Origin of the sequence: Microbispora sp. ATCC PTA-5024 (assembly GCF_000511135.2) — a bacterium.
Lineage (GTDB): Bacteria > Actinomycetota > Actinomycetes > Streptosporangiales > Streptosporangiaceae > Microbispora > Microbispora corallina.
Genome location: NZ_KI866522.1, coordinates 2634813 through 2658343 on the forward strand (window position 1 = coordinate 2634813; position 23531 = coordinate 2658343).

Annotated in this window: 27 protein-coding genes; 17 read left to right on the top strand and 10 right to left on the bottom strand. The window is 72.6% G+C overall.

Annotation, left to right across the window (positions count from 1 at the left end; all coding sequences use genetic code 11):
• Window positions 1–30: 30 nt before the first annotated feature.
• From MPTA5024_RS11905 to MPTA5024_RS11915, 3 genes are all read right to left on the bottom strand, one after another.
• Window positions 31–1716, bottom strand: coding sequence for a ribonuclease J (locus tag MPTA5024_RS11905; RefSeq protein ID WP_036322429.1), 1686 nt, complete (start codon window positions 1714–1716; stop codon window positions 31–33).
• 88 nt (window positions 1717–1804) lie between these two features.
• Window positions 1805–2722: a 4-hydroxy-tetrahydrodipicolinate synthase gene (gene dapA / locus MPTA5024_RS11910; protein ID WP_084369571.1), complete on the bottom strand. Its 918-nt coding sequence runs from the start codon at window positions 2720–2722 to the stop codon at window positions 1805–1807.
• A 281-nt stretch (window positions 2723–3003) separates the two neighbouring features.
• Window positions 3004–3249: a hypothetical protein gene (locus tag MPTA5024_RS11915; RefSeq protein ID WP_198167045.1), complete on the bottom strand. Its 246-nt coding sequence runs from the start codon at window positions 3247–3249 to the stop codon at window positions 3004–3006.
• Window positions 3250–3440: 191 nt separating this feature from the next.
• Here MPTA5024_RS11915 and MPTA5024_RS11920 point away from each other — a divergent pair, with 191 nt between their 5' ends.
• From MPTA5024_RS11920 to MPTA5024_RS11940, 5 genes are all read left to right on the top strand, one after another.
• Complete coding sequence (locus MPTA5024_RS11920; RefSeq protein ID WP_036322434.1) at window positions 3441–4178, top strand: GntR family transcriptional regulator; 738 nt, start codon at window positions 3441–3443, stop codon at window positions 4176–4178.
• Window positions 4179–4230: 52 nt separating this feature from the next.
• On the top strand, window positions 4231–4884 hold the full coding sequence (locus tag MPTA5024_RS11925; protein WP_036322436.1) for a JAB domain-containing protein: 654 nt from the start codon (window positions 4231–4233) through the stop codon (window positions 4882–4884).
• Window positions 4885–4999: 115 nt separating this feature from the next.
• The gene (locus tag MPTA5024_RS11930; protein ID WP_036322438.1) at window positions 5000–5482 is read left to right on the top strand and encodes a GntR family transcriptional regulator; all 483 of its coding nucleotides are present in this window, start codon (window positions 5000–5002) and stop codon (window positions 5480–5482) included.
• Between the two features lie 44 nt (window positions 5483–5526).
• On the top strand, window positions 5527–6006 hold the full coding sequence (locus MPTA5024_RS11935) for a GntR family transcriptional regulator (protein WP_036322440.1): 480 nt from the start codon (window positions 5527–5529) through the stop codon (window positions 6004–6006).
• Between the two features lie 1005 nt (window positions 6007–7011).
• Entirely contained in the window at window positions 7012–7683 is a 672-nt protein-coding gene (locus MPTA5024_RS11940; protein WP_157099385.1) for a hypothetical protein, read from the top strand.
• Here MPTA5024_RS11940 and MPTA5024_RS44230 read toward each other — a convergent pair.
• Window positions 7607–7984 (bottom strand): ClpX C4-type zinc finger protein, encoded by a 378-nt coding sequence (locus tag MPTA5024_RS44230; RefSeq protein ID WP_036322441.1) that lies wholly within the window; start codon window positions 7982–7984, stop codon window positions 7607–7609. The two genes, MPTA5024_RS11940 and MPTA5024_RS44230, sit on opposite strands and share 77 nt — an antisense overlap.
• Before the next feature lie 99 nt (window positions 7985–8083).
• On the opposite strand from MPTA5024_RS44230, the gene MPTA5024_RS11950 reads away from it, so the two are divergent.
• Complete coding sequence (locus tag MPTA5024_RS11950) at window positions 8084–8401, top strand: PadR family transcriptional regulator (RefSeq protein ID WP_036322443.1); 318 nt, start codon at window positions 8084–8086, stop codon at window positions 8399–8401.
• Window position 8402: 1 nt separating this feature from the next.
• Entirely contained in the window at window positions 8403–8909 is a 507-nt protein-coding gene (locus MPTA5024_RS11955; protein ID WP_036322445.1) for a hypothetical protein, read from the top strand.
• 24 nt (window positions 8910–8933) lie between these two features.
• Here MPTA5024_RS11955 and MPTA5024_RS11960 read toward each other — a convergent pair whose 3' ends face one another.
• A complete protein-coding gene (locus tag MPTA5024_RS11960) occupies window positions 8934–9566 on the bottom strand; it encodes an NAD(P)-dependent oxidoreductase (RefSeq protein ID WP_036322447.1) in 633 nt (210 codons plus the stop codon).
• A gap of 479 nt (window positions 9567–10045) precedes the next feature.
• Between MPTA5024_RS11960 and MPTA5024_RS11965 the strand changes: the two genes are divergently transcribed.
• The 3 genes from MPTA5024_RS11965 (at window position 10046) to MPTA5024_RS11975 (ending at window position 12867) form a co-directional block, all read left to right on the top strand.
• Window positions 10046–10501, top strand: a complete 456-nt coding sequence (locus MPTA5024_RS11965; RefSeq protein ID WP_084369660.1) for a nitroreductase family deazaflavin-dependent oxidoreductase — start codon at window positions 10046–10048, stop codon at window positions 10499–10501.
• A gap of 133 nt (window positions 10502–10634) precedes the next feature.
• Window positions 10635–12068 carry an MFS transporter gene (locus MPTA5024_RS11970; protein ID WP_036322449.1) on the top strand — a complete coding sequence of 478 codons (1434 nt, stop codon included), beginning with the start codon at window positions 10635–10637 and terminating at the stop codon, window positions 12066–12068.
• A gap of 97 nt (window positions 12069–12165) precedes the next feature.
• Entirely contained in the window at window positions 12166–12867 is a 702-nt protein-coding gene (locus MPTA5024_RS11975) for a hypothetical protein (RefSeq protein ID WP_036322451.1), read from the top strand.
• Between the two features lie 24 nt (window positions 12868–12891).
• On the opposite strand, the gene MPTA5024_RS11980 is transcribed toward MPTA5024_RS11975, so the two are convergent.
• Both MPTA5024_RS11980 and MPTA5024_RS11985 read right to left on the bottom strand, forming a co-directional pair.
• Window positions 12892–13914 carry a hypothetical protein gene (locus MPTA5024_RS11980; protein ID WP_036322453.1) on the bottom strand — a complete coding sequence of 341 codons (1023 nt, stop codon included), beginning with the start codon at window positions 13912–13914 and terminating at the stop codon, window positions 12892–12894.
• 70 nt (window positions 13915–13984) lie between these two features.
• Window positions 13985–14602, bottom strand: a complete 618-nt coding sequence (locus tag MPTA5024_RS11985; RefSeq protein WP_036322455.1) for a TetR/AcrR family transcriptional regulator — start codon at window positions 14600–14602, stop codon at window positions 13985–13987.
• 97 nt (window positions 14603–14699) lie between these two features.
• On the opposite strand from MPTA5024_RS11985, the gene MPTA5024_RS11990 reads away from it, so the two are divergent.
• Window positions 14700–15668: a quinone oxidoreductase family protein gene (locus MPTA5024_RS11990; protein ID WP_036322457.1), complete on the top strand. Its 969-nt coding sequence runs from the start codon at window positions 14700–14702 to the stop codon at window positions 15666–15668.
• A gap of 6 nt (window positions 15669–15674) precedes the next feature.
• Here MPTA5024_RS11990 and MPTA5024_RS11995 read toward each other — a convergent pair whose 3' ends face one another.
• The gene (locus MPTA5024_RS11995) at window positions 15675–16613 is read right to left on the bottom strand and encodes a DMT family transporter (protein WP_036322459.1); all 939 of its coding nucleotides are present in this window, start codon (window positions 16611–16613) and stop codon (window positions 15675–15677) included.
• Between MPTA5024_RS11995 and MPTA5024_RS12000 the strand changes: the two genes are divergently transcribed.
• The 4 genes from MPTA5024_RS12000 to MPTA5024_RS12015 all read left to right on the top strand — a co-directional run bounded on the left by MPTA5024_RS12000 (window position 16612) and on the right by MPTA5024_RS12015 (window position 20446).
• On the top strand, window positions 16612–18024 hold the full coding sequence (locus MPTA5024_RS12000) for an aminotransferase-like domain-containing protein (RefSeq protein ID WP_036322460.1): 1413 nt from the start codon (window positions 16612–16614) through the stop codon (window positions 18022–18024). The two genes, MPTA5024_RS11995 and MPTA5024_RS12000, sit on opposite strands and share 2 nt — an antisense overlap.
• 207 nt (window positions 18025–18231) lie before the next feature.
• Complete coding sequence (locus tag MPTA5024_RS12005; RefSeq protein ID WP_036322461.1) at window positions 18232–18777, top strand: CGNR zinc finger domain-containing protein; 546 nt, start codon at window positions 18232–18234, stop codon at window positions 18775–18777.
• Between the two features lie 38 nt (window positions 18778–18815).
• Window positions 18816–19418, top strand: a complete 603-nt coding sequence (locus MPTA5024_RS12010; protein ID WP_036322462.1) for a GNAT family N-acetyltransferase — start codon at window positions 18816–18818, stop codon at window positions 19416–19418.
• Window positions 19419–19576: 158 nt separating this feature from the next.
• Window positions 19577–20446, top strand: a complete 870-nt coding sequence (locus MPTA5024_RS12015; protein WP_036322463.1) for a 1,4-dihydroxy-2-naphthoate polyprenyltransferase — start codon at window positions 19577–19579, stop codon at window positions 20444–20446.
• Window positions 20447–20518: 72 nt separating this feature from the next.
• On the opposite strand, the gene MPTA5024_RS12020 is transcribed toward MPTA5024_RS12015, so the two are convergent.
• Both MPTA5024_RS12020 and dapB read right to left on the bottom strand, forming a co-directional pair.
• Window positions 20519–20962 (bottom strand): hypothetical protein, encoded by a 444-nt coding sequence (locus tag MPTA5024_RS12020; RefSeq protein ID WP_051457962.1) that lies wholly within the window; start codon window positions 20960–20962, stop codon window positions 20519–20521.
• A gap of 151 nt (window positions 20963–21113) precedes the next feature.
• On the bottom strand, window positions 21114–21851 hold the full coding sequence (dapB, locus tag MPTA5024_RS12025; RefSeq protein WP_036322464.1) for a 4-hydroxy-tetrahydrodipicolinate reductase: 738 nt from the start codon (window positions 21849–21851) through the stop codon (window positions 21114–21116).
• A 140-nt stretch (window positions 21852–21991) separates the two neighbouring features.
• Here dapB and MPTA5024_RS12030 point away from each other — a divergent pair, with 140 nt between their 5' ends.
• Both MPTA5024_RS12030 and MPTA5024_RS12035 read left to right on the top strand, forming a co-directional pair.
• Entirely contained in the window at window positions 21992–22546 is a 555-nt protein-coding gene (locus MPTA5024_RS12030; protein WP_232326404.1) for an RNA polymerase sigma factor, read from the top strand.
• A complete protein-coding gene (locus tag MPTA5024_RS12035) occupies window positions 22543–23487 on the top strand; it encodes a CU044_5270 family protein (protein ID WP_036322468.1) in 945 nt (314 codons plus the stop codon). The genes MPTA5024_RS12030 and MPTA5024_RS12035 overlap by 4 nt, the downstream gene beginning before the upstream one ends.
• Window positions 23488–23531 lie beyond the last annotated feature (44 nt).

The window sequence follows — 23531 nt, forward strand, 5'->3', positions numbered from 1 at the left end:
CGCCCGTCTCCGAGCACAACCGGATATCCGCTAGACCTCGACGACCACCGGGATGATCATCGGGCGGCGGCGGTAGGTGTCGCTGACCCAGCGGCCCACCGTACGGCGGATGGTCCGGCGCAGTTGCAGGTCGTCGGCGACGCCCGCCGCGGCGACCTCCTGCAGGGCGGCCTCGATCTGCGGGATCACGGCGTCGAACGCCTCGGGGTCGATGCCCGAGCCGCGTGCCGTGATCTCCGGCCCGCCCGTGAGCTTGCCGGTCGTGGAGTCGACGACCACGACGACCGAGATGAACCCTTCGTCGCCCAGGATCCGCCGGTCCTTGAGGGCCACGTCGGTGATGTCGCCGACCGAGGTGCCGTCGACGAACACGTAGCCGCACGGGACGGCGCCGGTGATCCGCGCCCGGCCGTCGACCAGGTCGACGACCACGCCGTCGTCGGCGATCACGATGTTCTCGTCCGGGACGCCGGTCAGCCCCGCCAGGCGGGCGTGCGCCCGCAGGTGCCGCCACTCCCCGTGCACCGGCATGAAGTTGGACGGCTTCGTGAGGTTGAGGACGTACAGCAGCTCGCCCGCGGCGGCGTGACCGGACACGTGCACCCGGGCGTTGCCCTTGTGGACGACGCGGGCGCCCCACCGGTTGAGGCCGTTGATGACCTTGTTGACCGCCGTCTCGTTGCCCGGGACCAGCGACGAGGCCAGCAGCACCGTGTCCCCGGCCGCGATGCGGATCGGGTGGTCACGGTTGGCCATGCGCGACAGCGCCGCCATCGGCTCACCCTGGGAGCCGGTGCAGATCAGCACCACGTCCTCCGGCGGCCACTCCTCGATCTCCCGGGAGTCGACCAGCAGGCCCGCCGGCACCTTCAGGTAGCCGAGGTCGCGCGCCACTCCCATGTTGCGCACCATCGAGCGGCCGATCAGCGCGACCTTGCGGCCGTGCTTCTCCGCCGCGTCCATGATCTGCTGCACGCGGTGGATGTGCGAGGCGAAGCTGGCGACGATGATCCGCTTGTCGGCCGCGCGGAAGACGTCGTCGATGACCGGCGCGATCTCGCGCTCGCTCGTGACGAATCCCGGCACCTCGGCGTTGGTCGAGTCCGACATGAGCAGGTCGACGCCCTCGGACCCCAGCCGCGCGAACGCCCCGAGGTCGGTCAGCCGCCCGTCCAGCGGAAGCTGGTCCATCTTGAAGTCGCCGGTGTGCAGCACGATGCCGGCGGGCGTTCGGATCGCCACCGCCAGCGCGTCCGGGATCGAGTGGTTGACCGAGACGAACTCGCAGTCGAACGGCCCGAACGCGCGCCGCTCCCCCTCGATCACCTCGACCTTGACCGGCTGGATCCGGTGCTCCGACAGCTTGCTCTCGATCAGCCCGAGCGTGAGCCGCGAGCCCACCAGCGGGATGTCGCGCCGCTCGCGCAGCAGGTACGGCACGGCGCCGATGTGGTCCTCGTGCGCGTGCGTGAGCACGACCGCCTCGATGTCGTCCAGCCGGCCCCGGATGTAGTCGAAGTCGGGCAGGATGAGATCGACGCCGGGCTGGTCGGGCTCGGGGAACAGCACGCCGCAGTCGACGACGAGCAGGCGGCCGTCGTACTCGAAGACCGCCATGTTGCGGCCGATCTCCCCCAGGCCTCCCAGGGCCACGATGCGCAGGCCGTTCTCCGGCAGCGGTGGGGGCGGTCCCAGCTCGGGATGCGGATGACTCATGCCCCCTCCTCGCCCGTCGGCCTGAGGCGGCGTGCCGTGTCGTCGCGTCGCTTACCGTTTGTCTGGCTCATTCGTCTCCATCTGTGTTCTAACTGTCGGCAAGTTTGAGACCTCCCGCGATGAGGTCCTCACGCAATGCGGCGATCTGCTCGCCGGTGGCGTCCACGAGCGGCGGCCGGACGTTTCCCGCGTCCTGGCCGGCCAGCCTCAGCGCCGCCTTCGTCATGATCGCGCCCTGGGTGCGAGTCATGATCGCCGTCACGACCGGGATCAGCTGACGGTGGACGGCCAGGGCGCCCGCCACGTCGCCGGAACGGTACATCTCGCCCATGGAGGCCAGCTCGGCGCCGGCCACGTGGCCCACCACGCTGACGAAGCCGGCCGCGCCGACCGAGAGCCAGGGCAGGTTCAGCAGGTCGTCGCCGGAGTAGAAGACGAGCTTCGAGGCCGTCATGACGTGGGAGCCGGCGAACAGGTCGCCCTTCGCGTCCTTCACCGCGACGACGCGGGGGTGCTCCGCGAGCCTCAGCAGCGTGTCGGTCGCGATCGGGACGCCGGAGCGCCCGGGGATGTCGTACAGCATCACCGGCAGCGCGGTCGCGTCGGCGACCGCGGTGAAGTGCCGGAACAGGCCCTCCTGCGGCGGCTTGTTGTAGTACGGGGTGACCACCAGGAGACCGTGCGCGCCCGCCCGCTCGGCGGCCCGGGCGAGCTCGACGCTGTGATGGGTGTCGTTGGTGCCCGCGCCGGCGACGACGACGGCCCGGTCGCCCACGGCCTCCACGACCGCCCTGAGGATGCGGTCCTTCTCGTCGTCACTGGTGGTCGGGGACTCCCCCGTCGTGCCGCTGACCACGAGCCCGTCGTTGCGCTGCTCGTCGACCAGATATACGGCCAGCCGCTGGACGCCCTCGTAGTCGACGGCGCCGTCAGAGGTGAACGGCGTGACCATGGCGGTCAGCATCCGGCCGAAGGGGGCGTCTGAGGTTCCGGTTGGCGATGCCATAGACGGAACGCTACCCGGATCCGCGCGGACGGTGGACCTCGCCACCCCGTTATGGCCGGTGGTTATGCCCGCGTCGCGACGACTGCCGGGATTGGGGTGATCACGCAGGTGCCGGAGAGGGGTCCGCGGGCGATCATCACCCTGCCCGGGACAGCGAAAGAGGCCGCCGATATGTGCTCGGGGGTACACACATCAGCGACCTCTATCCGAGAATCGCCGCGTCTTACGCCCGTGTTACACGCCGGTGGGAAGAATTTTGCGGATAGCCCGAAGCGCGCCGCTCACCGGGCCTGACCTGTGATCAACCTCTCCCATAGCGCCTCCATGCGCACGGTGATGAGGCGCTCGCTCTCATGGATGCTCGGGCCCTCGGCGTTCCGCACCGTCCTGCGGATGAACAGCAGCCCGCCGGAGTGGCACAGCTCATAGATGATCGGGACGCACTCGCAGGTGTGCCGACGCACGCGGACCACGTCGCTGCGACGGGTCGGGGACAGCCAGACGATCGGCTCGAAGCCGCGCATCACGGGCGCGGGATGGAGCCCGTGATAGGGGGGCGGGAGCGGAATTTCAGCAGGTGACCGCCTAACGTCAGGTTGGTCCATTTGCAGACCTTTCACCGCGCAAAGTTGGAGTCACAGGTAGCGGCCGTTACTCTCGGTTGCCCTCCGGATACGCCAAGATTGGGAAACCCTCGTCACCCCCCCGGGATGGATTGATGGCCAACTCTGATCCGGTCTACCTGCGTGTAGTCGAGGACCTTCGCCGCCAGATCGTCGACGGGACGCTCCCTCCGGGGGCACCCATCCCGTCGCGGCATCAGATCACCAGGAAGTACAGCGTCGGTGAGACGGCCGCCCGTCACGCCCTGCGCGTGCTCGCCCAGGAGGGTCTGATCATCGGGCGGGTGGGGTCCGGGCACCGCGTGCGGGAGAGGCCGACCCTGCTCCCGCTGCACCGCACCCGCACGACCGAGCCGCTCGCGGCGTTCGCCGCGGACGTGCAGTCCGGGGGACGGCACCCCACGTGCACGTGGCGCAGCGAGCTCGCCGAGGCGCCGCCCGAGATCGCACAGCGCCTGCGGGTCGGCGAGTGGAGCCCGGTCATCCGGGTCCGCTCGGTCCTCCGCGGCGACGGCCGCCCGCTCCAGCTCCTGACGTCGTACGAGCCGGTCGAGTTCGGCCAGAGCCAGGCGCCGGAGGAGGGCACGGGCGAGCGCAGGAGCGCGGCCTTCCGGCTCGCGGCCGGCGGCACGCCGATCACCGAGATCGGCGAGACGGTCCACGTCCGCGTGCCGCAGCCGACCGAGAGCGACCTGCTGGAGCTGCCCGCCGGCGTCCAGGTGCTCCACGTGGAGCGCACCTACTGGGCCGGCGACCGCGCCGTCGAGACGACCGACGCGGTGATCCCCGGCGACAGGTTCCGCTTGGTCTACGGCATTCCCGTCTCCCTCTGACTGTCGGTGCCCGCTGGTACAACCGATCCGGTTGTCCCATCCGGAGGTGCCGATGCGCGTGAAGGACCTGCCCGAGGCCGACCAGCCGCGCGAGCGGCTCCTGGCGTCCGGCGCCGCGGCGCTGGCCGACCGCGAGCTGCTCGCCCTGCTGCTCGGCTCGGGCAGCAGGGGCGTCAGCGCCGTGGAGCTCGCCTCCAAGGTCATCGCGCACTGCGGCGACCTCGGGGAGCTCTCCCGGGCGGAGGCCCACCGGCTCCTCGCCGTTCCGGGCGTCGGCCCGGCCAAGGCCGCCCGGGTCGCCGCGGCGTTCCATCTCGTCCGGCGCGCCCAGGCCGAGCCCGGGCGCAGCCGCATCACGTGCTCGGCCGACATCGCCGCGGCGGCCGCGCCCCTCCTGCACGGGCACCCGAGGGAACGGCTCGTGGTCGTGGTCTGCGACGCCCGCGGCGCCGTGCTCCGCCGCGCCCTCGTCAGCGAGGGCGGGAGCGACCACACTCCAGCACCTGTCCGCGACATCGTCACCACCGTCCTCGTCTCCGGCGGTGCCGCCTTCGGCCTCGCCCACAACCACCCGAGCGGTTCGCTCGATCCCAGCGCCGCCGACCTCGAGGTCACGGCCCTCCTTCACGAGGCCGCGGAGACCGTCGGCCTGCGGTTCCTCGACCACGTGATCGTCACCGACACCGCCTGGCGCCGGATCCCCTGATCTCCTCTGTCTTGAATAATACGTCTAGTTGTATTGCTCCGTCTAGTGCAAACATAACGCCCAATCAGGCATAGTCGCCCATCTAACCTCGTTATCGGTCGCCTATGGTGCGATCGTGCTCGACCATGACGGTGACACTCACCTGTATGTGCAGATCGCGGAGTTCATCCGAGAGCGCATCCAGCGCGGCGACCTTCTTCCGGGACATCCGATTCCCAGCGAGGCCGCGATCCAGAGCGAGTTCGGGGTGGCCCGCACGACGGCCCGGCGCGCCTTCCACATGCTGCGCGAGGAAGGGCTCATCTACACGGTGCAGGGCGAGGGCACGTTCGTCGGCTCACCGGACGCCTCCCCGAGAGAGCCGCGCACGACGCCGATGTACCGCAAGATCGCCGAAGATCTCGCCGGCCGGATCCGGGGCGGAGAGCTTCTCCCCCGCCGCGCCGTCCCCAGCGAGACGGCGCTCGTGCAGCAGTACGAGGTGGCCCGCGAAACCGCCCGGAAGGCGATCGCCCTCCTCCGGGAGCAGGGCTGGGTCTACACCGTTCCCCAGCGCGGCACCTTCGTCTCCCCGGAGGAGCACTGGCCGGCGAGTTGACGGTTTGCCTCGTCTAGTCGTCTCGCCTTGTCTACTGTGGGCTCATGCTCGATCGCGAGGGGCCCGTACCGCTGTATAAGCAGATCGCCGAGACCATCGGGGAACAGATCCGCCGGGGAGATCTGGCCGACGGAGACCCGGTTCCGAGCGAGGCGGAGCTGGGGGCCGGCTACGGCGTCGCCCGCACGACGGCGCGGCGGGTCGCCCGCGAACTCCGTGACCTCGGCCTCGTGCGCACGGTTCCGGGCGAAGGCACCTTCGTCGGCAGAGGGACGGTCCACCGGGCCCGCCGGAGGATCCCCGTCCACGAACGGATCAGCCTGGAGATCGCCGACCGCATCAGGTATCGGGAGCTCAAACCGAACCGGCCCATACCCAGCGAGAAGTCGCTCATGCAGCAGTACGGAGTGGCCAAGGTGACCGTCCGGCAGGCCGTGGCGTCCCTGCGCGCCCAGGGCTGGGTCTTCACCGTCCCGCAGCGCGGAAGCTACGTGTCACCGGAGGAGAGGTGGCCGACCGGCTGACCCGGCCGGGCGTGGCTGACACAATCCGAATCTTGTGGACCCGCATCTGGCTCACGTCGTCCGGCGGTGTGAAGAGGGCCGGTACGTGTGGGCGCACGCCTACGTCGACCGGCTGGAGGCGGACAGGCCCGGACGGGGACCGTGCCCGCCTCCTCCGTGCGGTGGTCCACGCCCATCAGGGACGTCACGCGCAGGCCCGCGCGGCCCTGTCCTCAGCCGCGGGACGCGACCAGCACCAGGACCTTGCGGCGTACGTCAGGGGCCTGCTGACCGCTCCGGGTGGCGGCGGACGGACCGGGATGCCCGACCCCGGCGACGCGACCAGCGACGAGACCTCTGACGAAAGCGGCGACGGATGGCCCGACCTGCCCCCTGAGCAGTTGGCGCTCCTCGACGGCGACATCGCGGGGGTCGCCCGCGCGTGCGCGCGGAAACGGTACGCCGAGGCCCGGTCCTCGGTGTGGCCGACGGCCGACGCCGATCCCTCCGGCCCGGTCCCCGTCCTCCTCGGGGCGCTGGTCGACGTGCGCGAGGGCCGGCACGCCGGCGCACGGGAGCGGATCTCTCGCGGCGAGTCCCTGCTCCGCCCCGTCGACCTGTTCCGCGCGAGCCAGGTCTTCGCGGTCATGGGTGAGACGACCCGAGCGCGGCTGTACGGCCTGCGCGCGGCACGGGCGGAGGAGGGCGGGTGGCGGGTCCAGGCCTGGTGCGCCACCCTTCTCACCCCGTGGTCCCCCCTGGCGATCGCCGCGGCGCGGCGCGCCGTCGCGCTCGCCCCGGACCGGCCGGAGGCGCATCTGGTCCTGGGCGCCGCCCTGCACTCCTCGGCGCCGCTTCCCGCCCCCGCCCACCGCGCCGAGACCGTCGCCGTCCTCGAACGCGCCCTCGACCTCGCTCCCGCGAACCGGCGGACGCAGGACCTACTGGCCCGGGCCCGGATGCCGAGGAGACGTCGCCTCCTCCGCCGCCTCACGGTGGACCCTGCTCGGCGTCGGAGTGGTCGCCGTGCTGGGCGCTATTCTCGCCTCCATCCTTCCGGCGGTCCGCGGGGCGTCGGGCGAGGGAGACGGCTGGCTGACGCCGAAGGACGCCTTCTACGCCCTGGTCGCCGCGGTCATGGCCGTCAGCCGGGCGAGGACCGCGCACCGCCGGGCCGGTGTGCGGGCCGCGGTGCTGCGCCGTCGCACCCTGACGCGGGAGGTGTATGTGGAGGGCCTTGGCGTGGCGGTCTTCGCCCCGACGGTCGCGGCGCTACTGCCCGCGCTGTCATGCGTGGCGGCGCTCCCGGTGGCGGCGTCGCCGGCCGGCGGCGAGACGACCGTGCCTGTCCTCGCCCTCGCCGCCGTCCCTTCCGGTGCGGCGCTCGCGGCCGCCGGCGCCTGGTGGATCGGCTGGCCGGCCGTCCGGCGCTGCGCCGGGGCGAGCGTGCTGCTGAGGGTCTTCGCCCTACTGGCCGTCGCCGTCGTCGCGGTCACCGTCGTCCTCGCCGAGGATGTCTCCCTGAGCACCGGCTGGTGGAACGCAGTGTGCGCCGGCCTCGTCTGCTGGGCCGTCGGCGGCGGCATCCTGGCGTTGGCCCGGGCTCAGCGCGCCGCCGCGATCACTCCTCGCCGGAGAAGCGTTCCCAGGCCGACTGGCGGGTCATGTCGAGGGCGGCGCCGATCCTGGCCCAGGTGACGCCCCGGTCCCGGAGGCGTTCGACCCAGACGCGCAGGTTGGCCTCGACCTGAGCACTCACCGCGGCGACCTTGGGGAGGAACTCGAGGATCTCCTCGTCGGTCATGCTCTCCGCCCAGGGGATCTCGGGAGGCGGGGGAGGCTGCGTGGAGAGGACCTCGCTCAGGATGTCGTTGCACAGGACCACGCACCTGTCGCAGATGAAGACACCGGGCCCGGCGATCATCTTGGTGACCTCGGTCTTCGGCTTCGAGCAGAACGAGCAGCGGATGTCCTGCTCGGCGGTGGAGGGAGCGGGCATGTGTTCTCCGGAAGTGTCGCGTCAGGCGTTTCCTGACAGAGTGTGCCGCGTAAGGCTCTCCCTGACAAGCCTCCTCTACATAGGTAGTACGGTGGAGGCATGAAACCGCTCTCGCGGATCACCTCCGCCACCGTCGACGTCCTCGACGTGCTGCTGCAGAGCCAGGAGCCCCGCTGGGGGCTGGAGATCATCAAGGCGACCGGCAGGGCCTCCGGGACCGTCTACCCCATCCTCGACCGCCTCGAGCGCAGCGGATGGGTGGTCTCCATGTGGGAGGCCGACTCCGAGCGCAGGGGGCCGCGCAGGCGGCTCTACCAGCTCACGGGCGACGCCGTTCCGGCCGCCCGCCGCGCGTGTGGCGCGCGCGACGCCGCCCGGGCCCCCGTCCGCCGTACGCTGCCGCAGCCCGGGACGTGACGTGAACCCCATCATCCGCGGGACGATCCTGGTGGCGGCCGCGGCCCTGCCGCGGCCCGAGCAGCGCGAGCGCTACCGTGAGCAGTGGCTCGCCGACGGCGCGGGCGCGGCCGAGCTGGGGATGAGCGGCCTGTCCGTCGCCCTCGGCGCCCTGAGGGCCGCCGTCGCGATGAACCTCACAGCGGGCGCCGCCCCGGCCCTGGGGCTCGCGGTCGTCCTCGTGATCGGCGGGATCCGCCTCGCGCTGACCCGGGAGGACTGGATCCCCGGCGCGGCCACGGCGCTGGCCGGCGTCGCGCTGCCGTTCCTCCTGATGATCATCCGCAGGTACGGCCGGCCGTACGGGCTCGGAGACTGGCGCGACCTGTTCGACCTGCGCAGGTCGGCCCTCTCACGGCGGGGACCGTCGAGTGGCGGCCGGCGGGCCTGGATCGCCTCGCTGGTCTTCGGCAGTCTGGTCCTCGTGACGGTGAGCGCCACGCTGCTCCTGCACACGTGGGGCATCTGAATCGTCGCCGAGGCCCCGGCGGGGTCAGTACCCGATCGAGACGGTGGCGTTGATCGGTTCGTGGTGGAGCAGGCACTGCAGGATGCAGTCGGCCAGGTCGGCGCGCGAGACGCGGAGTGCGCCGCGCACGTTGCGGTCGACGGCGCTGCGGTAGACACCGGTGTGGGGTCCGTCGATCAGCATCGGGGGACGCAGGATCGTCCACTCCAGACCACTGGCACGCACGACCTCCTCCATCCGGCGCTTGTCGGCGATGGTGTGCTTGAGCAGGTTGCCCAGGAGCGGCTTCACGATCAGGCGGGTCAGCGGCCCGTCGCCCTCGGTGGTGACGGTGCCGGCGCTGACCACGACGAGCCGTCGGACGCGTGCGGTGCGCATGGCCTCGACGATGCCGGCCGTGCCGGCGGCACAGACGGTGGTCGGTACCCGCCCCTCGCGTGACCCCAGCGCCGACACCACCGCGTCACAACCCTCGATGGCGGGGCGGAGCGCGGCGGGATCCGTCACGTCGGCCCGCAGCACGGTCAGGTGAGGATGCGACTCGGTCAGCCGGGCCGGGTCGCGGACCACCGCGGTGACCTCGTCCCCCGCCTCGCAGGCCTGCCGGATCAACTGACGGCCGGTGCCTCCGGTCGCACCGAAAAGCGCGATCTTCATCGTTTCTCCTCTGTCATGAACGGGGATCGAGGCGGGACAGGCCTGGGTTCTTCGTGTTCGAGGTGCAGCAGCGCCGCCTGCCGCGGCAGGGGACGGGCACCGGCGAGCGCGGCGCAGGCGGAGTCCGCGCGATGACTCACGATGCCGGGCCCGGGCGGTCGTTGTCGTCGGACATGGGAACGCATTCGCCCTACCGCCGGCGGCGGCGTGGCCCGGCGACGGCTACATCCGGGGGCGTAGCGGTGAGCTACATCCGCCACCTGATGTGCGGCTCAGCGTGACCGTCTACCGTTCGGTCGTGGGCGGCACGGGTCCGCACGTGCATCGCGTGACCTGGTGTGGAACGGGTGGCCGTCATCGGCCAAGCCTTCGAGTCGCGCCGGATCGACGCCCACCCCGACTCGGCGGCATCGAGTTCGGACATCCCGCCGTCCCGGCTTCCAGGCCATCTGGCCGACATCCTCCGGGAAGGATTCACTGTGAGCGCACACAGCACGATCTCGCGCAGTCACCGGGTGCGTAACCGCATCTTCGTCTTCCTGCACCGCGTCGGGCTGCCGATCGGCCCGATCCACCTGCTGACGGTCCCCGGCCGCACGAGCGGCCTTCCGCGGACCACTCCGGTGGCCCCGGTGGTCGTCGACGGGGTGCACTACGTACTCCAGGCGTATCCGAACTCCGATTGGGCCAAGAACGCCCGGGCCGCGGGGCAGGGCGTGCTCACCCGCGGACGCCGGAGCCAGGCCGTGGACCTCGCGGAGGTCCCCGAGGCGCGGCGCGCCGACATCCTGCGGGAGTTCCCCCGCCAGAACCCCCTCGGCGTCCGTGCCTTCGTGCAGAACGGCCTGGTCGATTCCCCGTCTCCTGAGAGTTTCGCGGCGGCCGCCCCGCGCTGCACGCTGTTCAGCGCCACTCCGCGGGACGCCCACGCGTAGAAGCCTCACCGCACCTTCCGTGACCTTCAGAGCGAATAACCCGAACACTCATGTACGGATTAGTGCTAGTCTTCAACTCGTACATGCGTGTTCGGGTTAATCATGTGACCGTTCACGCAGGAGGGAGCAGGTCATGGCCGCCACGTCACCGTCGCCGATCTCCACCGGCCACCACCACCCCGGGCCGCCCGGCCCGCGCCGGTGGTGGGTGCTGGGGCTGTTGAGCGTCGCGCAGTTCATGCTCGTTCTCGATGTGACCGTCGTGAACGTGGCGCTGCCCGACATCGGCGCCGACCTGGCGCTGCGGGGCGGAGTCGTGCCATGGGTGCTGACGGCCTACACGCTCGCGTTCGGCGGCCTCATGCTTCTCGGCGGCCGCGCCGCCGACGTGTTCGGCGCTCGCCGCGTGCTCCTCGGCGGTCTGACGATCTTCGTCGTCGCGTCGCTGGCCAGCGGACTCGCGACTGACCCCACGATGCTCCTGGCCGGTCGAGCGGCGCAGGGCGCCGGCGCGGCGCTGATGTCCCCGGCGGCGCTGTCGGTGATCACCACGACCTTCGCCGGCGTTGACCGGTCGAGGGCGCTGGGCGTATGGGCGGCGATCGGGGGCGCCGGTTCGGCCCTGGGCGTGATCCTCGGCGGCCTGCTGACGTCCGGCCCAGGCTGGCGGTGGGTGTTCTTCATCAACGTGCCCGCCGGGCTGGCCATCCTGGCGCTCCTGCCCACGCTGCTCCCCGCCAGGCGGCGGCACCCGGCCGCCACCGGCCGGGTGGACGCCGCCGGCGCTCTCTCGGTCACCCTCGCCACCGGCGCCGCCATCTACGGACTGATCAATGCCGGCGGACACGGCTGGCTCGCGGGCTCGACGCTGCTGCCATTGGCCGCCGCGGTCCTGCTCTACGGAGTGTTCGCGGTGGTCGAGCGCGTGGCCGCCGCACCGCTGATGCCGTTGCGGGTGCTGACCCGCCGCCCGGTCGTGGCCGGGGCGTCACTGATGCTGGTGGCCACCGGCCTGTTGGTGAGCGCGTTCTTCCTCGGGTCGTTCTATCTCCAGCGTCTTCACGGCTACAGCGCCGCGACGACCGGCCTGGCCTTCCTGCCGATCGCGCTCGGCACGATCATCGGGGCCCACACCGGCAGCCGGGCCGTCACGCACCTCGACGGACGCGTGCTCGCCGCCGGCTCGCTGACCGTCACCGCGGCCGGATGCGGGCTGGCGGCCGGTGCCGGCGGCCCTGCCCTGATGATCGCCGGGCTCACCCTGGCGGCGATCGGCGTGGGCGCCGCGCTGGTCACGGCGGTCACCGCGGCGCTTACCGCCGTCGCCCCGGACGAGGCGGGAACGCGCTCGGGAATCGTGAACACCTTCCACGAACTCGGCGGCGCGCTCGGGGTCGCCGTCCTGTCCACCGTCGCCGCCGGAGGCGTGACCGGCGAGGTCAGCGCGACCGGCGTCGCCCTGGCGTTCACGGTCAGCGCCCTCGCGGCCCTGGCGGCCGCCGCGCTGAGCGCGTTCGTCGTGCCCCCGGGAGTCGCACCCGCCGGCGCGGCACCGCACGCCCACTGACGCCGACCCACTGACGCCGACCCGCCGTCGCAGCCGAGCCGTACGCGGGCGCGTCCACGGCATGCCGATCCGAACACGACACATGAGGAGAACGACGATGAACGCCCACCGTCCGGCGCCCGACGACGCCGGCGTCATGACCCCTCCCCACCCCCTTCGCCGGCCCGGCGCCGGGGACGGCACCCGGTATGTGCGGATGATGGTGAACCTCACCGCGATGATCGGGGGCCCGCTGTTCCTGCTCACCGTCATCCTGCACCCGGCCCGTGACGGCCACGACATCGCGGCGCACGCCCAGTGGTACGCGTTCACCCACTCCATGGAGGCCGTCAGCCTGCTGGTCCAGGCGATCTGCCTGGCCGGCGTCCTGGCTCTGGGCATGCGCGAGCTGGGTTCGCGCGGACTCGCGGCGCTGTACACCGCCCTGGCCGGGACCATGCTCTGGTTCGGTCTGATCGTCTTCGACGGCGGTCACAACCCGGTGACGGCCAAGTACGCGCCCGACCTCGTGCACACCTCCCAGGACATCGACGTCGAGGGCGGCATCATCGTGCTGACGGCGAACATCGTCTTCCCTCTGGGATACGTGCTGCTCGCCCTGCTGCTCAACCGGTACGGACAGCGGGTGACCGGCCTGCTCCTGGGATTCGGCGGCGTCGTCTACGCGATCGGCGGGACCGTAGCGTTGTTCGGCTTCGGACCGCACTCGATGGTCACATCGGTCGTCGAGATCATCGGCGCCGCGCCGTACGCGGTGGGGTACGTGCTGCTCGGCCGCCGGTTCGCGCGAGCCAGCTGAACGGCTCCACCCGGCGGCGGACGTCTAGAACACCGGGATGATGTCCTCGGGATCGACGACGTCCACCGCGACGCCCTCGATGTCCAGCTCGGGGATCGCGGGGAACTCGATGCCCCACCGCTCGACGATCGCCCGCACCCGGGCCATGGCCAGCCGCCAGTTGTCGGCCTGCTCCTCGTACGAGAGCACGCCGAGCCCGCCCTCGCGGGCGTGGTCCATGAGGACGCGGTGGTTGTGCAGGAAGTACGGCGGCAGCTCCCAGAAGCCGCCCGGCGGCTCCCAGAGGATCATCGACAGGAACACGAACCCGGCCCGCAGCTGACGGGTGATGAGGCCGCGGATGTCGTCGGTGAGCCCGGGCCACTCGTTCTCCAGGATCGTCATGCAGATCTGCAGGTGCCGGGACTCGTCCCGGCCGATCTTGTGGAACATGTCCGAGAACAGCGGGTGGGCCGTCCCCGACGCCATGCCGCGAAACAGCGTGGAGGCCGCCATCTCGCCCATCATGAAGCTGGTGAACAGCACGGCCAGGGAGTACCTCCCCACGGCCGTGGTGTAGCCGTTCCAGTACCGGCCGCCGTTGTGGTAGAGCCAGCCGATGTTGTTGTGCGCGGCCCGCTCCAGGTCGGTCCGGGGCTCCCAGTCGAGCGGCCCGCCGGGCCACAGCCGGGCGATGGCCCGCTGGCAGCACTCCTCGTGGTTCATCTCGTCACGGGTGATGGAGAAGAAGCACTTGCGGACCGGGTCCTCCTCGTGCTTCTCGAACGCCTGGATTGTGGCGCGGGCGAACACGGCCGGCCCGGAGGCGTCGAAGTTGGCCAGCACGGAGAACCAGTACATGATCCCGAGCCGCTGCTCGGGCGTGAACCCGTCCGGGTCGAGCAGGTCCCACGGCAGGTCGGCGGGGTTCCAGACCATGCGCTTGGACTTCTCGTAGATGGCCGCCAGCTTCTCGGTCTCCACCCGCCATTCCATCGGGTAGATGTTCGGCTGCGGGATCTCGGGCGCAGGCCAGAATCCGCCCTCCGGGATCGTGACGTCCGCCAATCCCCTCACCCTCCCGCGCCGCGACGATATGACACCGACGTCCCCATCCTGCGCCCCGGCGTCACACGATTCAAGCCCCGGCGGGACGGGGATCCGCGGCCCCGCGCAGCAGACCGGACGCGAGCGTCCGCATGCCGGCCGCGAGCCGGTCGGCCTCCCCCTGCCGCAGCATACGCACGACGGAGTCGTTGTGGAGGGACCCGATGAGGACGTGCGCCAGCACGTCGGCGTCCAGATCCGGCCGGGCCTGCGCGATCAGCGCCGACATGTGGCCGTGCCAGAAGAGGTAGACGGGGTTCGCCTCGCGGTCCCCCTCGGCGTGGCGCCGGTTGGCCAGGGCGTGCTCGTGCGCCGCCATCAGGCCGACGTTGCCGTCCACCAGGCGGACGATCGCGTCCACGAACGCCTCCAGCCGGTCGGCGGGCGGAGCCCCGGGCCCGAGCGGCGGGGGTCCCGACGTGACGGCCTCACGGAGGGCGAGCACCCGCTGCTCGATCAGCGCCCACATCAGTCCCGTACGGCTGCCGAAGCGGTGAAAGACCGTGCCCTTGCTCACGCCCGCGGCCGCGGCCACATCCTCGAGCGAGACCTGGTCGGGGCCGTGCCGCCGCAGCAGGTCCTCGGCCGCCTCCAGGATCGCGCGCCGGTTGCGGGCCGCGTCGGCGCGCTCGCGGCGCTGCTCCCCCACCCGCCTCCTCCTCACCCGGCCCGTGACAACTGAACCGCCGGTCCATATAGTACTGCCGTGTGAAGTTGACCGGTGGTTCAGTTAGAGAGGTGGCGCCGTGCGCGCGATCGTCATGCACGAACCGGGAGGGCCGGAGGTCCTGCGGCCGGAGGAGGTCCCGGAGCCGTCGCCGGGCCCGGGACAGGTGGTCATCCGGGTCGAGGCCGCCGGGGTGGGCTACGCCGACACGCTGCTGCGCGCCCGCGGCTTCCCCCTGCCCGTCCCGCTGCCGGCGGTCTTCGGCTTCGAGGCGGCCGGAACGGTGACGGAGACGGGCGACGGGGTGGATCCGGCGCTCGTGGGCACCCGGGTGGTCACGCTGAGGCTCGGCGGGGACGGCGGAACCTACGCCGAGTACGCCAGGGCGGAGGCGGACTCCCTGACCGTCGTCCCCGAGCCGGTGACACCCTCAGACGCCGTGGCGGTCGCCGTCCAGGGCGCCGTGGCGCTGACGCTGGTGCGCGAGGCGCGCCTGACGGGGAACGAGACGGTGCTGGTCGAGGTCGCGGCGGGCGGCGTCGGGGCGTACCTCACCCAGCTCGCCCCCGCGATGGGGGCCGGCCGCGTGGTCGCCACCGCCGGAAGCGCCGGGAAACGGCGGCAGGCGGAGGACCTGGGGGCGGACCTCGTCCTCGACCACACCGACCCCGGCTGGACGGACCGGGTCGCCGAGGAGGGCGGCACCCTCGACGTCGTCTTCGAGTCGATCGGGGGCGCCTCGGCCGGACGGCTCCTCGACGCGATGACGCCCGGCACCGGGCGGATGCTGCTCTACGGCGTCCTCGACGGCCCGCCCGCCGTCGCCCCGATAGACCTGCTCCGCCGGGGGCTGACGCTCGCCGGGTGCGGCGGCCTCACGGGATGGGCCCTGCGTGTCCAGGAGGCCCGGGCCGAGGTGCTGGAGATGCTGGCGGCGGGGCGGCTGCGCCCGTGGGTCGACAGCGTCCTGCCCCTTGAGGAGGCGGCCGCCGCGCATCGGCGCATCGAGGAGCGCGCGGCCTCCGGGAAGATCGTCCTCGTCCCCTGAGCGGGCTCACCTCGGCGCTCCCCTGCTGACCTGGGTCACGGCCACACAGACCAGGACGGCGAGGGCGGCGGCGACGGTCGCGGCGCCGAACCGCTCGCCCAGCAGCCACCACGCCCACACCAGCGTGAGCAGCGGCTGGGCGAGCTGGATCTGCCCGGCCCTGGCGATGCCGCCCATCGCGAGCCCGGCGTACCAGGGGACGAAGCCCAGGAACATGGACACCAGGCCGGCGTAGGCGAACCCGGCCAGCGACACGGCGCTGAGCCTGGGGTGCGTGGTCAGCGCGAGAACGGCTGTCACCGGGACCGTGACCGGCGCGGCCAGCACGACCGCGTACGAGATGACCCGCCAGCCGGGGGTCTGCCTGGCCAGGCGGCCGCCCTCCGTGTAGCCCACGGCCGCCGACAGCAGCGCGAGCACGAGCAGCGCGTCCGCCCCGGCGAAGCGGCCGGTCCCCCGCGTGAGGGTGAACACGGTGATCGACAACGCGCCCGCCGCGCACGCCGCCCAGAACAGGGGGCGCGGCCGCTCCCCCGCCCGCAGGACGGCGAACGCCGCCGTCGCCGCGGGCAGCAGCCCGATGACGACGGCCGAGTGGGCCGTGCTCGCGCCCGCGTGCAGGGCCAGCCCGCTGCACAGCGGGAAGCCCACGACCACGCCCAGCACGATCAGGGCGTACGACCGCAGATGGGAGCGGGGAGGCAGCAGGGGCGCCCCGGCGGCCACAAGGCAGGCGGCCGCGGCGGCCGCCGCGAGGACGGCACGGCCCATGGCGACCAGGTACGGGTCGAACCCCCGCATCGCGAAGACGGTCGCGGGGAACGAGCCGGAGAACGCGGCCACCCCCGCCCCCGCCAGCAGGCTCCCCTGCCAGGCCCGCCGCCGGGGCGTCCGCTCCCGCACCGCTACTGGCGGTATGGCGATAGCGCTATCGTCAGCTCTCATGAATGACGATAGCAGTATCGTCCGGCTTGCCGCGATCCTCCGGGAGGAGGCCGCGCGGTCCCGTCCGGGCGACCGGCTGCCGTCGAGCCGGGAGATCATGCGCAGGCACGGGGTGGGGCCGGTCACCGTGTCGCGGGCCATCGCCGAACTGGCCGCCGAAGGACGGGTGGTGAGCCGCCCCGGCAGCGGCGTGTTCGTCGCGCCCGCGCGGCCGCCGGCCGGCGAGGCACCCGACCCGTCGTGGCAGACGGTCGCCCTGGGAGACCGGGTGGTCGACGACTCCGCGGTGGCCGCGCTGCTGGCCCGGCCCGCCGACGGCGTCGTGCCGCTCACCGGCGGCTACCTCAACCCCGATTTCCGGCCGGCGAGGGCGCTGGCCGCCGCGGCGGCGAGAGCCGTACGACGACCGGAGGCGTGGGACATGCCGCCGCTGAACGGCCTGCCGGAGCTGCGCCGGTGGTTCGCCGGCGAGGCGGGCGGGACGGTCACGCAGAGCGACGTGCTCGTGGTCAGCGGAGGCCAGGCGGCGCTCACGCACGCGTTCCGGGCGCTGGCGGGACCCGGATCGCCGCTCCTGGTGGAGACGCCGACCTACCCGGGCGCGCTGGCGGCCGCGCGCATCGCCGGCCTGCGGCCGCACGCCGTCCCGGTCGACCGCGACGGCGTCCGGCCCGACCTGCTGGCCGAGGCGTTCGCGCTGACGGGCGCCCGGGTCTTCTACTGCCAGCCGACGCTGCAGAACCCGACGGGCGCGACGCTCAGCCGGGAGCGCAGGGAGCAGGTGCTGGCAGTCGCGCGGGCGGCGGGAGCGTTCGTCATCGAGGACGACTTCGCCCGGTATCTCACCACGGCACCCCCGCCGCCGCCCATGGTCGCGACCGACGCGCACGGGACCGTCGTGCACATCCTGTCGCTGAGCAAGATCACCTCGGCGAGCCTCCGCGTCGCGGGGCTGATCGCGCGCGGCCCGGCGGCCCATCGCCTGCGGGCCGTCCAGGTGGTGGAGGCGTTCTTCGTGGCCAGGCCACTGCAGGAGACGGCGCTCGAGTTCGTCCACTCCCCCGCCTGGCGGCGGCACCTCGGCGCGGTGCGGCAGGAGATCGGCGTACGGCAGGCCGCGCTGCTGGCCGGTCTCGCCCGGCACGCCCCCGCCCTGGAGGTCCACCTCGTCCCCTCCGGGGGCATGCACGTCTGGGTACGGCTCCCCCCGGCGGCGGACGAGGCGGCCGTGGCGGAGGCGGCCCAGCTCAAAGGTGTGCTGGTGAGCCCGGGACGGATGTACTACCCGTCCGAGCCGCCGGGACCGCGGCTGCGGCTGACGCACATGGCCCCGGCGGGGGTGGCGGAACTCGACGAGGGCGTGCGCCGCCTGGGCGCCGCCCTCGCGGACGTCTCGGGAACGCCGGTGTGAGCCCGCTCAGCGGGTGCGGGGACGCTGGGCGTCGGCCGCCGCCCGGCGGCGCTCCCGGCGCTCCTTCTCGCGCATGGCCAGGTAGGCCAGGTAACTGACGCGCATCGGATCCTCCTCGGAATGATTGACACCATCATAACGCTTACGCCGGTGTTGGCATTCCGCAACCTCCTACTGTCGTAAAGTGGTCACGAGGGGTGATCGACAATGACGGGCCCGGCGGAGCTGCTCCGCGATTTCGTGAACACCTACGATGTCGAGCAAGACGCCGACGAGCTGGCCTCACCGGCCGAGCTGTCCGTGTGGCTGCGCGAACGAGGCCTGGTCGGCGCGGACGACCGGGCCGTCGACGAGGACCTCGCCCTCGCCGCCCACCTGCGTGAGGGGCTACGGCACGCGCTGCTGCGCAACCACGACGGCGGGCCGTACGCCGTCCCCCCCGATCTGGACGCCGCGCTCGCGGCGCTCCCGGTGCGGGTGACGCTCGACGGCGGGACCCCGGCGCTCACACCCCTGACGGACGGGGTCGGCGGGGGGCTCGCGAGGATCGCCGCCATGATCGCCGCGACGCACGCCGACGGCACCTGGCCCCGGCTCAAGGTCTGCGCCGAGAGCACGTGCCAGTGGGCCTTCATCGACTCCTCGAAGAACCGATCACGCTCCTGGTGTTCCATGCGCGTGTGCGGAAACCGCACCAAAACAAGGGCATATCGGGCACGACGCCACGCAGAAGGTACGCCGAGGCCTTCCTGACCAGTACGGTGTTACAGGCAAAGAAAGGAGCCGGCCGGATGGGTGTTAGAGCTGCCCGCCTCGAGGACGTCGATGCGGTGACGAGCACCCAGATTCGAGCGTGGAAGGCGGCCTACCGAGACTTCCTGCCTCCGGGTCCCCTGGAGCAGATGACCGGCCCGGCGGCTGAGAAGATGTGGCGCCGCCAGTGGGAGGAGGCGATCCTCTCCCCGCCCACCCCGCGTCACCGCGTGCTGGTCGCGGTCGAGCGGGTGGTCCCCGACACCGACGCCTTCACCGCGCTCGGGCCTGGCGGAATTCTGGCCACGGCCGCGCAGCGGGCGTCCGACCGGGTCGTCGGGCTCGCCTCGCACGGTCCCGCCGAGGATCCCGACCTGCGCCCCTCCACCACGGCCGAACTGCTCACGCTGCTGGTCGACCCCAACCACATCCGGCGGGGCCACGCCAGCCGCCTGCTCAACGCGACCGTCGACCACCTGCGCGAGGACGGCTACAGCACGGTGGTCACGTGGGTGTTCGCCGACAACCACCCGATGCTGGGCTTCCTGGAGTCCGCGGGCTGGGGCGAGGACGAGGCCGAGCGCGTCCTCGACATGGGCCGTCCCATCCGGATGATCCGCCTGAGCACCGACATCAGCTGACCCTTCCGTGATCGCCGGGGCCCGGCGTCGGGGACCGGCGACCTGCCGATATCGTGTCGGTGCGTCCCGTACGTCCGTGGATGCGCGTCTGTCCGCCTCCCCCAGCGCGTGCGCGGACGGAAGCCGCAGGCAGGAAGACGGCAGGAAAAGGAAGTCACGTGGCCACCCCAGCTGAATGGTTCGCCGGCGCACGCCCGCGTACGCTGCCCGCCGCCGTCGTCCCGGTCGCCGTCGGCACCGGCGCGGCCGTCTCCGACGGCGGCGCGATCTGGTGGCGGGCCCTGCTCGCCCTGTTCGTGGCCCTCGCCCTGCAGGTGGGGGTCAACTACGCCAACGACTACAGCGACGGCGTGAAGGGCACCGACCGGGACCGCGTCGGCCCGATGCGTCTCGTCGGGTCGGGGGTCGCCGCCCCCAGGGACGTGCTGGCCGCGGCGCTCGGCTGCTTCCTGGCCGCCGCCGTCGCCGGGCTCGTGCTCGTGGTGGCGACCGGGGCCTGGTGGCTCCTGCTCGTCGGTCTCGCCGCGATCCTCGCCGCGTGGTTCTACACCGGGGGCTCCCGCCCGTACGGCTACCGCGCGCTGGGCGAGGTCTCGGTCTTCGTGTTCTTCGGCCTCGTGGCGGTCGTCGGCACCACGTATGTCCAGGTGGAGCGTCTGAGCTGGGTGGCGGTGGCCGCCGCCGTCCCTGTGGGGCTGCTGGCCTGCGCGCTCCTGGTGGTCAACAACCTCCGCGACATCGCCACCGACGGGCCGTCCGGCAAGCGCACGCTGGCCGTGGTGCTGGGCGACACCCGCACCCGGCTGCTGTACTCGGCGGCGCTGATCCTGCCGTTCGCCGTCGCGATCGCCCTCGTGCCGTGGCGCCCGTTCGCCGCGCTGACTCTGCTGGCGCTGCCGCTCGCGCTCCCGCCGGTCAGGGCGGTCCGCTCCGGCGCCGTCGGGCCCGCCCTCATCGCCACCCTGCAGCAGACCGGCCGCCTCCAGCTCGTCTTCGGCGCCCTCTTCGCGCTCGGCCTGGCGCTCTGACCCGTCGCGAGGGAGCGGCCGCCGGCCTGGCGGACGGCGGCCGTCACCTCGCGATCCCGCCTCAGACGCCCGTCACGCCCGCGCCGCGCCTCCGGCCGTCTCCCTGATCAGGGCCAGCACCTCGTCGAACCGCGCGTCGATACGCGCGTCCATCAGGTCCAGGCGCCGGTCGACACGGTCGAACCGCTCGTCCACCGCCACGAACCGCTCGTCCACCGCGACGAACCGCTCGTCCACGGCGGCAAGCCTCTCGTCCATCGTGATGAACCGGTCCTCCACGGCGTCGAAGCGCTCGCCCATGTCCGTGAACCGCGCCTTCACATCGCCGCGGAACTCGGACAGGTCGTCGTGCAGAGCCTGGATCATGCGCGTGTTGGCACCCTGGGCGTGCTGCACCTCCAGCCGCGCACGCTCGACCTTGTTGTCGACGCTGCCGATAAGGATCTTGATGGACTGCACGTCGATCTCGAGGCCCGTGATGCGGTCCTCGAAGCTCTCGCCCACCATGCTGATCATGCCTTTCTCCTCGGGGGGTGGTCCGGACGGCCGCCGACCGGCGGCCCCGCCATACTTTGGCGGAAGCGGGCGAGGCTCGCGCGGCTCTTCGGACGCGTCCTCCACAGGCGGGCGCGCAGAGGTGGAGACACGCACACCCCGGGGACGAGGCTTATAGGTCCAGGAGGCGCTCCAGCCCCACCGTGAGCCCGTTCAGTCCGCTGATGCGCCGGATGCCGAGAAGAACCCCCGGGGTGAAGGATGCCCGGCTCATCGTGTCGTGGCGGAGCGTGAGGATCTCCCCCTCGCCGCCGAGGAGCACCTCCTGGTGGGCGATCAGCCCGGCCAGCCGTACGGCGTGCACGTGGACGTCGTCCACCGTGGCCCCCCGGGCCCCGTCGAGCTCGGCGGTCGTGGCGTCGGGCGAGGGCCCGAGCCCCGCCTCCCGGCGCGCCCGCGCGACGAGCTCCGCCGTACGGCGGGCCGTGCCGGAGGGGGCGTCGGCCTTGTGCGGGTGGTGCAGCTCGACGATCTCGACGGACTCGAAGTACTTCGCCGCCTGCTGGGCGAAGTGCATCATCAGCACGGCGGCGATGCCGAAGTTGGGGGCGATGAGCGCGTTCGTGCCCGGGTTGGCGACGAGCCAGCCGCGTACCGTCTCCAGCCGTTCCGCGTCGAAGCCCGTCGTGCCGACGACCGCGTGGATGCCGTGGTCGACGCACCACTCGAGGTTGGACATGACCACGTCCGGGTGGGTGAAGTCCACCACCACCTCGGCCTTGGCCAGCGCGTCGAGCGGGTCGTCCTTGTCGACCGCCGCCACCAGCTCCAGATCGTCGGCCGCGTCCACGGCCTTGCACACTTCCACGCCGACGCGCCCGCGAGCGCCCAGTACACCGACCTTAATCACGGGCCAAGGCTATAGCCACCCGCCGTTCCCGCGCCGACGCCACCTGCGGGTACAGTGCCCGGGCCGCGGACGGGGACGGGGACGGCGCGTGTGTGACGCGGATCACGGGAACCCGGCGGCGGGGACGGACAGGTCGAGACGTGGAACGAACGATGCGCGCCCGGCTCAGAGCCGGCGACACGGCCGCCTTCGGCGAGCTGTTCGACGAGCACGCACAGGCGATCTTCCGCCATGCCGCGCGGGCGACCGGGGACCGGTCGACGGCCGAGGACGTGGTGTCGCTGACCTTCCTGGAGGCCTGGCGGCTGCGCGGACGGCTGGACCCGGAGGGTGACGCCGTCGCCCCGTGGCTTTTCGGCATCGCCACCAACGTGCTCCGCAACACCGCGCGGGCGGCCCGGCGGCACCGGGCCGCGCTGTCCCGCCTGCCCGTCCGGGACGAGGTGCCCGACTTCGCCGACGAGCTGACGGGCCGCGCCGAGGACGCCGAGCGCCTCGCCGCGGCGCGGGCGGCGCTGGCCCGGCTGAGCGCCGCCGACAGGGAGATCATCATGCTGTGCGTCTGGGCCGGACTGGACTACGCGGCCACCGCCGAGGCCCTGGGGATCCCCGTGGGCACCGTGCGCTCCCGGCTGTCCCGGGCGCGGGCCCGGCTGCGGGAGCAGGCCGTCACGACGCGAAGGGAGAACCGGTGAACACCGAGATCGAGGACCTCACCCGCATGCTCCCCGACCCGGGGCGCCCCGAGCTGCCGCCGACGCGGCACCGGCAGATGCGCGACCACTTCGTCCGGGAGATCGGCCGGCGCCGCCGCCGGCGCCCCCGGCTGCTGCTCGCCCCGGCGGCCGCCGCCGTGCTCGCGCTGGTCCTGGCGTTCGTGGTGCTGCGCCCGCACGACGCCCCGGCCCGGGAGGTCTCCTTCACCACGGCGCCGGTGATCCGCGTGCCGGACGCCACGGCGCAGGGCGTCGCCGAGACCCTCGGCCGGATCGCCGACGCGGCCGCCCGCCGGCCCGTCACCGCCCCGCCACCGGGCGGGTTCGCTTACACCCGGAGCGTGGTGTCGAGCTCGCGCCCGGAGCGCGAGCGGACGTTCGGCGGGCCTCTGGAGCCGATCGCCCTGCACGAGCGGCAGGCCTGGATTCCCGGGGACGCGTCCGGGAAGGGTCTCATCCGCGAGAACGGCGGGGAGACCACGCTGTTCCCCGCCCGGGACGTGCCGACGTACGACGAGCTCGGGGCCCTGCCCGCGGACCCCGAGGCCACGCTCGAATGGTTGTACGCCCGCCAGGGCGACCGGAGCCCGGCCCGGGCGTTCGGCCAGGTTCAGGGGCTGCTGGACGAGACGGTCGTGCCGCCGGCCGCCCGCGCCGCGCTCTACCGGGCCACGGCCCTCATCCCCGGGGTGCGCGTGGTGCGCCGGACACAGGACGCGCTCGGCCGCGACGGCGTCGGCGTGGCGTTCGAGGCGAACGGCGAGCGCACCGAGTGGGTCTTCGACCGGAGCTCGCTCGCCTACCTCGGCAGCCGCGACTACCTGGTCCGCGACTCCGGCCGGGGCGAGGCGGGAACCGTGCTCAGCGCCGGCGCCGTCCTCGCCCAGGGCGTGACGGACGCGGCCGGCCGGCTCCCCTGAGACGACGAGGCCGCGCGGCGCCCGTGAGGGCGGCCGCGCGGCCC

Coding starts and splice junctions, on each gene's coding strand:
- MPTA5024_RS11995 (WP_036322459.1), bottom strand. CDS start 16,613: ATGAGAGCTGACGATAGCGCTATCGCCATACCGCCAGTAGCGGTGCGG.
- MPTA5024_RS11935 (WP_036322440.1), top strand. CDS start 5,527: ATGCTCGATCGCGAGGGGCCCGTACCGCTGTATAAGCAGATCGCCGAG.
- MPTA5024_RS11925 (WP_036322436.1), top strand. CDS start 4,231: ATGCGCGTGAAGGACCTGCCCGAGGCCGACCAGCCGCGCGAGCGGCTC.
- MPTA5024_RS11975 (WP_036322451.1), top strand. CDS start 12,166: ATGAACGCCCACCGTCCGGCGCCCGACGACGCCGGCGTCATGACCCCT.
- MPTA5024_RS11905 (WP_036322429.1), bottom strand. CDS start 1,716: ATGAGTCATCCGCATCCCGAGCTGGGACCGCCCCCACCGCTGCCGGAG.
- MPTA5024_RS12020 (WP_051457962.1), bottom strand. CDS start 20,962: ATGATCAGCATGGTGGGCGAGAGCTTCGAGGACCGCATCACGGGCCTC.
- dapA (WP_084369571.1), bottom strand. CDS start 2,722: ATGGCATCGCCAACCGGAACCTCAGACGCCCCCTTCGGCCGGATGCTG.
- MPTA5024_RS11960 (WP_036322447.1), bottom strand. CDS start 9,566: ATGAAGATCGCGCTTTTCGGTGCGACCGGAGGCACCGGCCGTCAGTTG.
- MPTA5024_RS11970 (WP_036322449.1), top strand. CDS start 10,635: ATGGCCGCCACGTCACCGTCGCCGATCTCCACCGGCCACCACCACCCC.
- MPTA5024_RS11920 (WP_036322434.1), top strand. CDS start 3,441: ATGGCCAACTCTGATCCGGTCTACCTGCGTGTAGTCGAGGACCTTCGC.
- MPTA5024_RS12010 (WP_036322462.1), top strand. CDS start 18,816: ATGGGTGTTAGAGCTGCCCGCCTCGAGGACGTCGATGCGGTGACGAGC.
- MPTA5024_RS44230 (WP_036322441.1), bottom strand. CDS start 7,984: ATGCCCGCTCCCTCCACCGCCGAGCAGGACATCCGCTGCTCGTTCTGC.
- MPTA5024_RS12005 (WP_036322461.1), top strand. CDS start 18,232: ATGACGGGCCCGGCGGAGCTGCTCCGCGATTTCGTGAACACCTACGAT.
- MPTA5024_RS12000 (WP_036322460.1), top strand. CDS start 16,612: ATGAATGACGATAGCAGTATCGTCCGGCTTGCCGCGATCCTCCGGGAG.
- MPTA5024_RS11950 (WP_036322443.1), top strand. CDS start 8,084: ATGAAACCGCTCTCGCGGATCACCTCCGCCACCGTCGACGTCCTCGAC.